The organism is Kribbella sp. NPDC056861 (assembly GCF_040687575.1).
Classification (GTDB): domain Bacteria; phylum Actinomycetota; class Actinomycetes; order Propionibacteriales; family Kribbellaceae; genus Kribbella.
This window is the reverse complement of record NZ_JBFBNQ010000004.1, coordinates 336,995-349,325: the sequence shown is the minus strand read 5'-3', so window position 1 is coordinate 349,325 and position 12,331 is coordinate 336,995. Positions and strand designations below refer to the sequence as shown.

The window sequence follows — 12,331 nt, the reverse complement described above, 5'->3', positions numbered from 1 at the left end:
GATATCCCCGACCGCGGTTCCCTGGAACGCGATTTCCCCGATTCCGGGGTCCGCCTGCCGATCCCCAGGGCCGCGCCGGGGTATCCCCCGACCCCGGCCCACCTAGAGTTGCCCCGACACCGTGCGAGAGCTGGGAGACAGCGTGGCAGTGATGGGCGAGCGGTCGCAGGCCGACTGGTCGGAGGAGCTCGAGACGAACGGCCAGGTCGTGTTCACGACCCGGCCCCGCTGGGTGCTGAAGCTGCTCGGCGTGATCTGGCTGCTGGTGATCCTGCAGGGGCTCCGCGCCCTCACCTCGGACTCCACCGAAGGCAGCATCCGGCAGGTCTTCCTGGTGCTGTTCCTGGCGCTGGCCGTCGGCGGCACGGCCTGGTACGGCTGGCGGATCCTCACCCACTACCCGATGCTCACGGTCGGCCCGGACGGCATCCGGATGGGCCGCAACCGGTTCCTGCGCTGGGCCGAGGTCCGCAAGGTCGGGCTGGTGAGCGGTGGACTGGGTCAGAAGCGGGTCCCGATCCTGCCGAAAGACCAATCGGCCAAGGAACTCAGCATCGACCAGTCGGCCATCAAGGACATGCCGGGCTTCGCGCGCTGGCTCGAGGGAGTGCTCGCGGAGAAGCGGGCGATCTGACCTACAGCAGACGAACGAGCCCCGGCCTTGGCCGGGGCTCGTTTCAGTTGGTGCCGGCTAACTGACCTTGACGATCCGTTGCGGGCTGAGCGCCTGGGCGTGGTCCGCGTCCGCGGTGAACAGCACCCGGTACGCGAAGCTGCCGCGAGCGGCCGGCTTGATGCCGAAGGCGTAGGCGCCCGAGGCACTCAGCTTGACCGAGGCGATGGTCTTCCAGGTCTTGGCCGAGTAGGCCTGCAGCTGGACCGGCCTGCCGGAGTGCGCCGGAGCGACGTACCCGGAGAGCTTTGTCGACTTGCCCAGCTTGATGGCGGTCGGGGCGAGCACCGACGAGACGGTCGGCGCGACGGTGACGGTGAGATCCGCGGTCCGCGTGCCCATCAGGTCGGCGTTGCCGACGAAGACCATCGTGTAGACCGACGACGTGGCCGGCTTGACGGCGTAGTTGACCGCACCGGTCGAGCTGGTGGTCAGGTTCGCGATCAGCTTGAGCGCCGCGACGTTCTTGGCCCGGCCGTACAGCTGGACCGGCAGACCCGCGAACGCCTTGTTGTCGATCCGCAGCACGCTGCCCTTGAGGGTGATCGTGCCGCCGTAGTTGATCGCCGTCGCGGTGGTGCTGATCCCCGACCTGACCCCGTTCACGGCCTTCGCCGAGATCGGGCTGACGTTGCCGCCGCGGTCCTTCACCCAGCCGGCGAACGTGTACGTCGTCGCCGCCGCGAGGCCGGTCGCCTTGACCGACGACCCGGTGCCCGCGTAGACGAGCGTGCCGGTGGTCAACGTCGGGGCCTTGCCGCCGACGTTCTTGCGGATGATCACCTGGTCGAGGTCCGGCGTCGCCGGGATCGTCCAGGAGATGTTCGCGGCCAGGTAGGCGCCGCTGGCGGTGAAGGTGGTGAGCTTCTGCGGCGCCAGGTCGACGGTGCTGAAGGTGCTCCGGATCGGCGTCAGCGGTCGACCGTCCGCTTCCTGCACACCGTTGACCGAGACCTTGTACGCCGTTGCCTCGGTCAACGGAGCTGCCGGCTTGAGGGTGGCGGTGAGCGTCGCGGCGTCGAAGTCGACCTCCGCAGGCACCACGGCGCCGGTCTTGCCGTTCAGCAGCCTGACCGTGTCGGCGGTCACCGACGAGGTGGTCACCGGACGGGCGAACGTCACCGACGGCGTGGTCGCCGCGGTCGCAGTCGACGAGAGGTCAGCCGGCTGGATGTCCCTGACCGGGTACCAGTGCCGCGCCACCGCCGATTCCTTCGTGGCCTCGGCGATCGACAAGGTGTACGGCCGGCTGTCGCGCGAGCCGTTGGTGTTGCGCACGGCGATGTACGTCAGCCCGGCGTAGGCCTTGACCTCGGCGGTCGTGGTCAGCGGGCCCCAGATCGGCTTGTTGTTCTTGTCCGGCTTCGGGTAGGGGTTGTAGTTGTAGCCCAGCGGGTTCAGCGCCGCGTTGTAGACGTTGAACCACGGGCCGACGTTCGTCGCGCTGATCTCCTCGTTGAAGGTCGGACCGGTCACCGAGACGCGCAGATAGCGGTCGGCGGCCGAGTCGACGGCGTACCAGTCCACGTCGCCTTCGGTGTTGATGGTCCCCGTCGAGCTCCCGAGGCCAACCTTGGTCGCGCGGGCCGGCTGGTCGTTGCCGTCGGCTCCGCCGCCCGCGAAGTCACTCGTGGTCTTGCCGCCGAGGGCGGCGTACGCGTCGAGGATGCCGGCGCCGTAGTACGGATCGGTGCCGCGCGGGCCGGCGTCGCGCGAGAGAATCTTGAGCCGCTGCTCGACCTGGGCCGGCGTGAAGGCAGGCCATTTGGTCTTCACCATTGCCGCGACGCCCGCGACGATCGGCGCGGAGCACGACGTCCCGGTGCAGTACCAGTACGGCAGGTAGCCGCTCGGGGTGAGCGCGCGCGGCCCGGTGCTGAGGATGTCCACGCCCGGCGCCGCGATGTCGACGTGGTCACCGAAGTTGCTGAAGCTCGTCAGTACGCCGTTGGCGGTGGTCGCGCCGACCGCGATGACTCCGGGATAGGCCGCGGGGTAGTTCGGGGCGTCGCTGCCGTCGTTACCTGCGGCAGCGATAACAACCACTCCGGCGGCGACCGCCCGCGCGACGCTGGCGGCCAGCACCTCGTTGTAGTCGGGTGAGCCGAGTGACATGTTGATCACCTTGGCGCCCTGCTTGACCGCCCAGTCGATGCCTTCGGCAACGTCGACGTCGTAGCCGCGACCGTCGTCGGCGAGCACCTTGACCGGCATCGCCTTCGCGTTCCAGCCGACTCCCGCGACCCCCACGGTGTTGTTGGCCGCCGCGGCGATGATGCCGAGCGTCATCGTGCCGTGGCCGTGCCCGTCGATCGGTCCGCGGTTCGGCGAGGTGGCGTTGAAGCCGGGCAGCAGGTGGCCGACCAGGTCCGGGTGGCCTGCGTCGACACCGGTGTCCAGGACCGCGATCTTCAGCGTGCCGGTGGTCTTGGCCAGGTCCCAGGCCTGCGGAACCCGAACCGTCGACAGATATCCAGCCTGGTCAGTGCCGTAGAACTCGTCGTTGGGCGCGGCGGTGGCCGTGCGCACATAGTTCAGCGACGCCAGCTCGATGGCCGGATCCGCCTTGGCCTTCGTCAGCAACTCCTCCGCGGACGCCGTACCGGTCAGCTTGACCACGTCGCCGGAGACGGCGGGCTCCGCCACGGTCCTGAGCCTCGAGGCGGTCGCGCTGCGAGCCGACGCACTCACCTTGGCCTTGAACTTCACCATCACCGCGTTCGGCTCGAACTCGGGCTTGGCCGTCGGGTGGGAGTTGAACTTCGGCCGGTACGGGCCGGGTGCCGCGGTGCTGGACGAGCCGGTCAGCGTGACCAGCGTGGCCGCGACCAGAGCGGCAGGAATGCCCAAGCGGAGCAGATGGGCAGGACGGAAGGACACAGGACCCCCCCAGGGTCTTCAGAGTGACAAGGAGCCGGAGTATGCCAGAGCTGCGGACCGGACCTCTGGTCGGATTCATGTCAAAAGCTGCAACCAGGCTCAGTCGGCCGAGCGGATCCGGAGGGCCAGCAGGACGCCGACCAAGGTGATGCCGCCGAAAATCATCGCCAGGCCCGGATAGCCGCCGAGACCGAGGCCCGCGCCGCCCGCTGCGGCGCCGAGGAAGGTGCCCATGCTCATCCCGGCGGCGTTGACGCTGAGGGCGGAGCCGCGGAGCTCGCCACTGCGGCGTACCAGGAGGGTTGTCACGCAGGCCGCGACGGTCGCGTGGGCGGCGCCCATCAGGGAGGTCAGCAACAGGGTGACCGGGAGGCTCGGGGTGAAGTAGAAGGTCGATACGGCAACCAACGCGATCAGGAGTCCGGCGAGCAGGGTCTTCTCGGGAGTCAGGAAGGTGCGCTCGGCGGCGAGATAGCGGCCGGCGAAGAGGTTGCCGAGGAAGAACGAGGCGCCGCTGAGGGACCAGACCAGGGCGAACCAGCCCGGTGCAAGGTCGAACTTCTCGTCGTAGAACGCTGCCAGGTAGGCGAGGTAACCCATGAAGGCGGCTGTTCTCAGCATGGCCACACCCAGCAGTGGGAGGGCGCCGGGGATGCGGGCCAGGGCGCGGTAGGTCGCGAAGTAGCTGACGCGTTGGCTGGTCTTGAGGGGCGACTTCCGGCCCCAGCCGCGCCAGAAGAAGGCGGCCGAGAGGGTCAGCGAGATGACCGAGGCAGCGATCAAGTTGCCTCGCCACCCCCAGAACAGCCCCGGTACTGCGAGCACCGGCGCGGCCAGCATGGCCATCATCGAGGTGGTCGCGGAGACCAGCGTGGCTGCTCGCCCCGCGGCGGCGGGTGAGTTGAACCGATCTGCTGCCGCGGCGCCGATCGACGGGCCGAGGATCGAGGTCGAGGCGCCGATCAGCAGACAGAACGAGGCCAGCGCGAAGACGTTGCCGATGGCACCGAGCGCGGCGGAGATGCCGAGCAGGGCCAGGCCGCCGGCCGCGACCAACTCGCGGGCGAACCGGTCGATCAGCGGGGCCAAAGCGATGCCGACGATGAGGGCTGCGAGTCCTCCGAGTCCTCGCAGTCCGCCGATCTCGGCGACGCTTCCGTCCGCTGCCGCCGCGATCGGCACCAGGTACATGCCGAAGACGGTGAACGGGATCAGGCTGACGGTCGAGGCGAGCAGGAACGGCCACAACCGCTTGACCATCTTCCAGTCGCCTGGCACTTCTCCGGTACTGCGGACAGGGGTGGTGGTGGTCACGGGGTTTCGGGTCCGTTCTTGCGGTAGCGGTACAGGGAGGTCGGGCGGGCGCTGAACTGGGAGAAGGGGAACGGCTCGGCGGAGAGCGCGGTCACCCCGGCGCCGAGGAAGGCACGGGCGACGGCGCTGCCGGTCTGAGCATAGACGGCCAGCGGCTTCGATTGCTGCAGGCAACGATCGAGCAGGACGTCGAAACTCCCGTTGCTCAACGTCATTCCGGTGGCCACGACGGCGTCCGCGGCATCAACAACCTGCGTCATGTCGCGGGAAACCGGCAGCCCGGAGGCCGTCTCGCGGAGGTTGAAGTCACAGGGGAGGCAGGTGCCGCCCAACGCGGTAATCGCGTCGACCAGCGGGTTGACCACGCCGATCAGGGCGACCTTGGATCCCGGGGTCACCTCCAGGAGTCCGGCCACCGCCGCATCGCGGGCTCGGGCGCGAACATCCGGAGTACCGGCGGGGAGGATGACTTCCTCGGCCTGAGCTGACAGGTGGTGCGGCTCGACGGCAGCGAGGTAGGCATCCAGAGCGGCGATCCGCACCGGTAAGGGGCCATCGGCAAGCAAGTCGGACAGCGGCAGGCCGGAGGCGTCGGCGCAGTACGCCGGGTCGACCTCGCCTTCCTCGAAGGCGCACGCGCCGAAGACCTCGCCGACTCGCAGCAGCACGTAGTAGTTGCGATAGGTGACGTCAGCGCCAGGCAGCCGGGTCGTGTTGTGGAGCCAGAAAGCGCTGATGACGTTGATGTCTGTCGGGGCGGGTCCGTGCTCACCAGCGAGTACTGCGGCGGTGAGGGCGGCGACGGAGGTCGTCATGGCAGATCAGCCAGCCTTTCGGCGTGATAGGTCAGGGCGGACAACTCGGGGCGACCAGCGGGCTGGAAGCAGAACAGCAAGGACCGGCGGTCGGAGGCGGTCCGGTTCGGCGCCGACCGGTGCACCATCAGCCCCGGGAAGATCAGCACCGACCCGGCCGGCGCCGTCACGGTCACCGCTCGCGACTCGTCGACGGTCAGCGGGTCAACGAGCAGACCGGTCGGTTCGAGCGGATCGCGCCGCGCCGGCCCGTCGTCCTGACTGCCCGGAATCAACGTCATCGCACCGTTCTCGACGGTGTTGTCGTCCAGCATCACGATTGCCGTGGCGATGTCGTACGCCGCGTCGCCCGCGCAGCAGTACCAGTACGGGAAGTCCTGGTGCCAGGCGAACTCCGACCCGACGCCGGCCCGCTTGAAGTTCAGCTTCGACACGAACGGAGCAACCGTTGCCCCGATCAACGACTCCATCGGCGACGTGAGCCGCGGCTCGGTCCACAGCGCGTCCAGCGCCGGATGCAGGTGGGCGACCGGCGCCAGGCTGCGAACGGCCTTGCCCGGCGCGTCCGGCTCCCAGTGGATCGTCGTACCGCGGATCTCCTCCAGCCGGTGCCCGTCCGGCCAGACCGTCACCGCTGTCTCACCGGCCTCCGCCGCGGCGACGACCGACGCGTGCACCTGCTCGGCCGCGTCTCGCAGCCGAGCGATTTCCGTTGCCGAGAACAACTCCGGTAACACCAGGTAGCCGCTGGTCATGGTCAGCATGTTAATGCGACGGGGTCGCAGATGGGAACTCGCGGCGCTCCGCCCACGCCGATTCGCGGCGATCCCAGGACATCGCCGACCAGGGAACGGCCAGCTCCTCCAGCGAGTCGATCTCGCGCGGCCGCATGGTGTCCATCGGCCGCGCCTCGGCGTACCGGGAAAAAGCGGACTCGACGTACCGGGTGCCGGTGTCGGCGGCCAGGAAGACGTGGGTGCGGCTGCTGTCACAGTTGTGCTCCCACAGTGCGGACAGGTACGCCGCTCCCGCGGACAGGCCGGCGAAGACGCCACTGGTCCGCAGCAGGTCGACGGCGGCCGACATCGCGTAGTCGAAGGAGACCCAGTGCAGCCGGTCGTAGAGCTCGTGCCGCACGTTGCGGAACTCGATCGAGCTGCCGATCCCGGCGATGATCATCTCGGGGTCCTGGGTGTGCCCGGCGCCGAAGGTGATGCTGCCGAACGGCTGGACGCCGACCAGGTTCACATCCCGGCCGCGGTCCCGCAGGTACTGCGCGATGGCGCCGGTCGACGCTCCCGTGCCGACTCCCCCGACCAGGCACAGCGGCCCGGACGGCACCAGGTCGGCGACCAGGTCCGCGATCGCGCCGTACCCGAGGTAGTGGATGTCGTCGTGGTACTGCTGCATCCAGTGGTACGTCGGGTGGTCGCGCAGGATCTCGCCGATCCGGCGGACCCGCAGGTTCTGGTCCAGTTGCAGGTTGTTCGACGACGGGACCTGCTCGACGGTCGCGCCGAGGATCTCCAGCTGGATCTTCAGCGTCCGGTCGACGGTGGTCGAGCCGACGATGTGGCATTTCATCCCGTACCGGTGGCAGGCCAGCGCGAGCGCGTGGGCGTAGATCCCGCTGGAGCTGTCGATCAGGGTGTCGCCCTGCCGCACCGCGCCCGTCTCCAGCAGGTGCCGGACGGCGCCGAGGGCGGAGTACACCTTCATCGTTTCGAACCGTAGGCAGATCAGGTCGTCGCCGACGCGGATCGGGTCCGGGTCCTTGATCGCCTCCGCCAGGTGATCGTGGAGTTGTCTCATCGGTGCGGGTCGCTCCTCGTGTCGGCACTACCGGTCAGCACGGGCGGAGAATCGTGGGGGACGTGGCCGATCAGGGCGGCCTGCACCAGCCGCTGGGTCAGCTCGGTGGCCGGCTGCCTCATCACAGTTGCCGGTGGCCCCTGTTCGACAACGCGGCCGGCGTCGAGCACCAGGACGTGGTCGGAGACCGCGGCCACCAGGCCGAGATCGTGGCTGATCCAGATCAGCGCGGTGCCCTGGTCCTTGAGTTCGTTCAGCAACTCGACGACGAGGGCCGTACCTCGCTCGTCCAGTGCGGTGGTGATCTCGTCGCAGACCAGTACGTCGGGTCGCGCCAGCAACGCCCTTGCGAGAGCCGCGCGTTGGAGCTCTCCCCCGGACAGCTGGCTCGGCGGTCTGGCCGCGACCATCGCGGAGACGCCCAGCCTGGCGAGGGTTGCCACGGCTTCCTGTTTGGCTTCGGCCGGTGGGAGGCCGCGAAGGCGTACCGCAGTACGGGCTACTTGGTCGTCGACCAATCGGCGTTCGTCGAAGGAGCCGCGGACCTCCTGCCAGACGTACTGGACTCGACGGTTCTGGTCGAGTGAGCGCTTGCGCAGTACGGGGAGGTCTTCGCCGGCCAGGGTGAGGCGGCCGGTCATTCGCTCGTGCAGGCCGGCCAGGCAGCGGGCCAGCGTGGTCTTGCCGCTGCCAGAGCGGCCGACGACGCCGACGCAACCTCCGGACGGCACGGCGAGATCGACCTCCTGCAGGATCCGGTCGCGGGCCCGCAGCGACGCGGAGATGTTCATTGCCTGGAGCAACGGCTCACCCGTACTACGGGTTCCCGGCCGGCTGGTCAGCTGTGTTGCGGTTGGAAGAACATCGCTCACCACCCGGCCCGCGTCGAGGACGACGACCTGGTCAGCCAACGCGCGGACGAGGTCGAGATCGTGACTGAGCAACAAGATGCCCAGCCCGGCCTGCGCGAGCTCCTGCAGCTCGCCGACCAACTGGAGTCGGGTGATCGAGTCAAGTCCGGTGCTCGGCTCATCCAGGACCAGCACCTTGGGACGACAGGTGAGGGCCTGGGCGAGGGCGATCCGTTGTCGCTGCCCGCCGGAGAATTGGTGCGGGAAGCGTCGCAGCGTGGCTCTGTCAGCCGGGAGTTGAGCAGCCCTGAGCGCCTCCGGTACGACGCCTGGCGTGCCGGGGTGATGGAGCTTGGCCAGCTCGGTGAGTCCCGCGCCGATCCGTCGGGCGGGGTTGAGCGCGCTGCCCGGATGCTGCGGCATGTAGGCGACCACGCGGCCTCGCACCTGCGACACAGCGGCCGTCACGCCGTTGCTGTCGACAACCAGCTGTCCGTCGACCTCGACGTGGCCGCTCAGCGTGACGCTGTTGCCGTGTTCGCCGAGGAGGGCCAGCGCAGAGGTCGTCTTGCCGGAGCCCGAGGCGCCGACCAGCGCCGTCACCTGACCGGGCCAGACCTCGAAGTCGACCCCGTCGACGAGGATCGACTCGCCTGCGACCGCCGCCAACCCGGTGACTCTGACCAGTGGCTTCATCGCTTGACCTCGGCGAGACGCCTGGTGCGGTGGACCAGACGGTCGGCCAGCAGGTTGAAGCCGAGGGTGAACGAGACCAGCAGCACCGCCGGCGCGAGCACCGCCCACGGCTGCAGCAGCAACCCCTCGCGGTTGCGCGAGACGCTGACCGCCCAGTCCGGAGCGGTCGGGCTCAGGCCGAGTCCGAGGAAGTTAACTGAGGCAACCAGGAAGACGGCGAGCGTGATCCGGGTGCCGATGTCGGCGGCAACGGGCCCGAGCACCGCGCGACCGACGTACCCGAGATGGATGCCGACCCAGCTCTCGCGCTGCATCCGCAACGCCTCGACCACCGGTCCGCTCGCGGCATCCAAAGCCGCAGCGCGGACCAGCCGGGCGACGGTCGGGACGTTGACCATGGCAACCGCCAGCGTGATCGCGAGCGGCGAGGCACGCCAGCCGACGGCGACCACGCTGATCACCAGCAGGGAGGGCAGCGGCAGGAGTACGTCGAGAGGCCGGATCAGCAACTCGTCGACCCAGCGGTGCAGGGTCGAGGCCGCGACGAGACCGATCAGCCCGCCGATGAGGTAGGCCAGCACGACCGCGCCCAGCGCCATCCCGAGGGCCGACCGGCCGCCGGCCAGCAACAGGCTGAGCACATCGCGGCCGAGGCCGTCGGTGCCGAGCAGCCCGCTGCCGTCGTACGGCAGGCCGGGCTTCACGTCGAGCGTGATCAGCGGGCCGAAAACCGCCAGCAGCAAGGGGATCAGGACCAGCAACGCGGAGATGGCGAGCGGCGTACGGGCTCTCATCGCAGCAGCTCCGTCCGCGGTACCAGGCGGTTGCAGACCAGGTCAGCGCCGAGGTTGATCAGCAACGCGGCGACGGCGAGCACCAGAGTCAGGCCTTGGACGACAGGCACGTCCCGCGTCTCGACCCCGTCGACCAACGCCGTCGCAAACCCGGGGATCGCGAAGATCGCCTCGACCACCAGAACCCCGCCCAGCAAGGTGTCCCCGGTCCGAGCCAACTCCTGTACGCCGGGCACTGCCGCGTTCGGCAACACGTGCCGGAGCAGCACCCGTCGTCGCGGCACTCCAAGCCGCCGAGCCTGTACGACGTAGTCCGCGTGCAACGCATTGATCGTCCCCGCCCGCACCTGCCGGGACAGCAGACACACCGTGCGACCGAGCAACACCGTCACCGGAAGCACCAGCAGCACCGGACTCGCCAGCAGCGAGCCGCCAACCCACGTGGCCGGCAACCAGCCCAGCTTCAGCGAGAACAACGCGACCAGCACGACCGCGATCACGAAGTCCGGGATCGCACTCAACGCCAGCGTGATCGAGGTGATGGCCCGATCCAGCCGGCCGTTCTCGCGAGTCCCCATCAAGATGCCAAGGGCAACCGCCAGCGGCACGACCACGGCCAGCGTGGCAACGGTGAGCACCAACGTTGCCCCGACCGACGCCTTGACGATGTCGAGCACCGGCCCGCCGCTGATCAGCGACGTCCCGAGATCGCCGGTCAGCACGTTGCCGAACCAGTGCGTGAACCGCTCCAGCGCAGGCTGGTCCAGCCCGAGCTGCTCGCGCAGCCGGGCCACCTGCTCAGGTGTCAGCGTCTCGGTGAACCGCATGTCGGCGGCATCGCCCGGCAGCAACGCCGTCAGCAGGAAGACGAGGACCGACAGCACAGCCAGCTGGACGATCGCCAATGCGGCCCGCTGGGCAGCATAGGACCGCATTCAGGCCAGCCACACCTTGTCGAACCGGCCCGAGTCCAAGGTGTTCGGCGGCACCGCCTGCACCCCTTGCACCTTGGCCGAGACCGCGACCAGGAAGTCCGGGTGCCCCCAGGCGATGATGCCGCCGGTGTCCCGCAACGTCTTCTGCAGTTCGCCGTACTTCGTCGTACGGGCTGCTTCGTCGGTCTGCACCTGGGCCGCGGCGAAGTCGGCGTCGAAGGCCGGCTGCCGCCAGTGCGTCACGTTGAACGGCGACGTCGAGAGCAGCCGATCGGTGATGTACTGCGGGATCGGCATCGCGCCGGAGCGGTGACTGCCGATCGCGCCCTTGGTGAGCAGGTCTTTGGCATACGTCTGGGCGCTGCCGGTGGTCACCTTGAGCTTCACCCCGGCCTCGCCGACCTGCTCGGCGAACAGCGTGGCCGCCTCGACGAAACCGGCCGAGGCGTCGGAGGTGAAGATCTCCACCTCCTTGTTCAGCAGGCCGGCCTTCTTCAGCAGCGCCTTGGCCTCGTCGAGGTTGCGCTCACGTTGCGGCAGGTCGGCCGGGTAGTACTGGAAACCCTTGCCGAACAGGTCGTTCCCGACCACCCCGCGGCCGGCGAAGACCACGTCGACCAGCCGCTGCCGGTCCGCGAGCAGCTTGAACGCGAGCCGGACGTCGGGGTTGTCGAACGGTGCCTGGTCGAGCTTCATCACGAACGCGTGGGTGGTGCTGCCCTTGGCCGCGACGATCTTGACCGTCTTGCCCGCCTCGGCCGTCCGGGCGAAGGTCGCGGTCATGTCGTTCGCGTACTCCGCCTGTCCGCCCTGTACTGCGTTGGCGCGCGCCTCGGCGTCGGCGGACAGGATCTGCAGTTCCTCGAGCTTCGCCGCGCCGTCCCAGTACTCGTCGTACCGGCTGGCGACCAGCGAGCGGCCGGCCTCGAAGGAGACGAACTTGAAGGCGCCGGTGCCGATCGGCTTGGTCGGGTCCTTGAACCCGTTGCGAACGATCTGGGTGCCGATCCCGGCCAGCAACGCGGGGAACTCGGCGTTCGGGGCGGTCAGCACCAGCTCGACCGTGCGCGGATCGATCGCCTTGCAGCGCTTCAGATCGAGCGCGGCGAGCGAGGACTGGGCGACGCGTTCGGGGGTGTTCGGGTCGGCGATCCGGGCCAGGCTGTAGAGCACGTCCTCGCTGGTCAGCTTCTTGCCGTCGTGGAAGGTCGCGTCCCGCAGGGTGAACCGCCAGGTCGCCGCCTGCGCGTCCGGCTCCCACTTCTCGGCCAGCCGTGGCAACGGTTTCAGGTCGGGACCCAGCTCGACGAGCTTCTCGTAGATCGCCTTGTGCCGGGCGATGTCGACGAACAGGCTCTGCACGTGCGGGTCGATCACCTCCTTGGCGCCACCGCCGGCGAAGACCGCGCGCAACCGGCCACCTGCCTTCGGCGCGGCCGTGGCACCACCGGTCCCGTCGGCACCGCAACCGGTCACCGCGGCCAGGCTCAGCGCGCCAGCGAACCCGAGGAATCCCCGTCTGTTCAGAGCATCGGACATCCGTATTTCCTTCACGGTGAGA

10 protein-coding genes are annotated in these 12,331 nt (G+C 69.0%); 1 reads left to right on the top strand and 9 read right to left on the bottom strand.

Annotation, left to right across the window (positions count from 1 at the left end):
* The first annotated feature begins 151 nt into the window (after positions 1 to 151).
* Positions 152 to 634 carry a hypothetical protein gene (locus tag AB0P21_RS21125; RefSeq protein ID WP_363698818.1) on the top strand — a complete coding sequence of 161 codons (483 nt, stop codon included), beginning with the start codon at positions 152 to 154 and terminating at the stop codon, positions 632 to 634.
* Between the two features lie 57 nt (positions 635 to 691).
* Here the strand turns inward: AB0P21_RS21125 and AB0P21_RS21120 are convergent, their stop codons facing one another.
* From AB0P21_RS21120 to AB0P21_RS21080, 9 genes are all read right to left on the bottom strand, one after another.
* A complete protein-coding gene (locus AB0P21_RS21120; RefSeq protein WP_363698817.1) occupies positions 692 to 3,553 on the bottom strand; it encodes a S8 family serine peptidase in 2,862 nt (953 codons plus the stop codon).
* 99 nt (positions 3,554 to 3,652) lie between these two features.
* Entirely contained in the window at positions 3,653 to 4,867 is a 1,215-nt protein-coding gene (locus AB0P21_RS21115; protein WP_363698816.1) for an MFS transporter, read from the bottom strand.
* Entirely contained in the window at positions 4,864 to 5,682 is an 819-nt protein-coding gene (locus AB0P21_RS21110) for a DUF364 domain-containing protein (RefSeq protein WP_363698815.1), read from the bottom strand. The genes AB0P21_RS21115 and AB0P21_RS21110 overlap by 4 nt, the downstream gene beginning before the upstream one ends.
* Entirely contained in the window at positions 5,679 to 6,437 is a 759-nt protein-coding gene (locus tag AB0P21_RS21105; protein ID WP_363698814.1) for a phytanoyl-CoA dioxygenase family protein, read from the bottom strand. Before AB0P21_RS21105 ends, AB0P21_RS21110 begins: the two co-directional genes overlap by 4 nt.
* 10 nt (positions 6,438 to 6,447) lie before the next feature.
* The gene (locus AB0P21_RS21100) at positions 6,448 to 7,494 is read right to left on the bottom strand and encodes a pyridoxal-phosphate dependent enzyme (protein ID WP_363698813.1); all 1,047 of its coding nucleotides are present in this window, start codon (positions 7,492 to 7,494) and stop codon (positions 6,448 to 6,450) included.
* Complete coding sequence (locus tag AB0P21_RS21095) at positions 7,491 to 9,041, bottom strand: ATP-binding cassette domain-containing protein (RefSeq protein WP_363698812.1); 1,551 nt, start codon at positions 9,039 to 9,041, stop codon at positions 7,491 to 7,493. The genes AB0P21_RS21100 and AB0P21_RS21095 overlap by 4 nt, the downstream gene beginning before the upstream one ends.
* Positions 9,038 to 9,835: an ABC transporter permease subunit gene (locus tag AB0P21_RS21090; protein WP_363698811.1), complete on the bottom strand. Its 798-nt coding sequence runs from the start codon at positions 9,833 to 9,835 to the stop codon at positions 9,038 to 9,040. The genes AB0P21_RS21095 and AB0P21_RS21090 overlap by 4 nt, the downstream gene beginning before the upstream one ends.
* On the bottom strand, positions 9,832 to 10,770 hold the full coding sequence (locus tag AB0P21_RS21085) for an ABC transporter permease (protein ID WP_363698810.1): 939 nt from the start codon (positions 10,768 to 10,770) through the stop codon (positions 9,832 to 9,834). Before AB0P21_RS21085 ends, AB0P21_RS21090 begins: the two co-directional genes overlap by 4 nt.
* Positions 10,771 to 12,309: an ABC transporter substrate-binding protein gene (locus tag AB0P21_RS21080; protein ID WP_363698809.1), complete on the bottom strand. Its 1,539-nt coding sequence runs from the start codon at positions 12,307 to 12,309 to the stop codon at positions 10,771 to 10,773.
* Between the last annotated feature and the right edge of the window lie 22 nt (positions 12,310 to 12,331).

Bases quoted from the DNA above. Each gene is read 5' to 3' on its own strand.
- AB0P21_RS21125 (WP_363698818.1), top strand. From the start codon at position 152: ATGGGCGAGCGGTCGCAGGCCGACTGGTCGGAGGAGCTCGAGACGAAC.
- AB0P21_RS21110 (WP_363698815.1), bottom strand. From the start codon at position 5,682: ATGACGACCTCCGTCGCCGCCCTCACCGCCGCAGTACTCGCTGGTGAG.
- AB0P21_RS21105 (WP_363698814.1), bottom strand. From the start codon at position 6,437: ATGACCAGCGGCTACCTGGTGTTACCGGAGTTGTTCTCGGCAACGGAA.
- AB0P21_RS21100 (WP_363698813.1), bottom strand. From the start codon at position 7,494: ATGAGACAACTCCACGATCACCTGGCGGAGGCGATCAAGGACCCGGAC.
- AB0P21_RS21095 (WP_363698812.1), bottom strand. From the start codon at position 9,041: ATGAAGCCACTGGTCAGAGTCACCGGGTTGGCGGCGGTCGCAGGCGAG.
- AB0P21_RS21090 (WP_363698811.1), bottom strand. From the start codon at position 9,835: ATGAGAGCCCGTACGCCGCTCGCCATCTCCGCGTTGCTGGTCCTGATC.
- AB0P21_RS21085 (WP_363698810.1), bottom strand. From the start codon at position 10,770: ATGCGGTCCTATGCTGCCCAGCGGGCCGCATTGGCGATCGTCCAGCTG.
- AB0P21_RS21080 (WP_363698809.1), bottom strand. From the start codon at position 12,309: ATGTCCGATGCTCTGAACAGACGGGGATTCCTCGGGTTCGCTGGCGCG.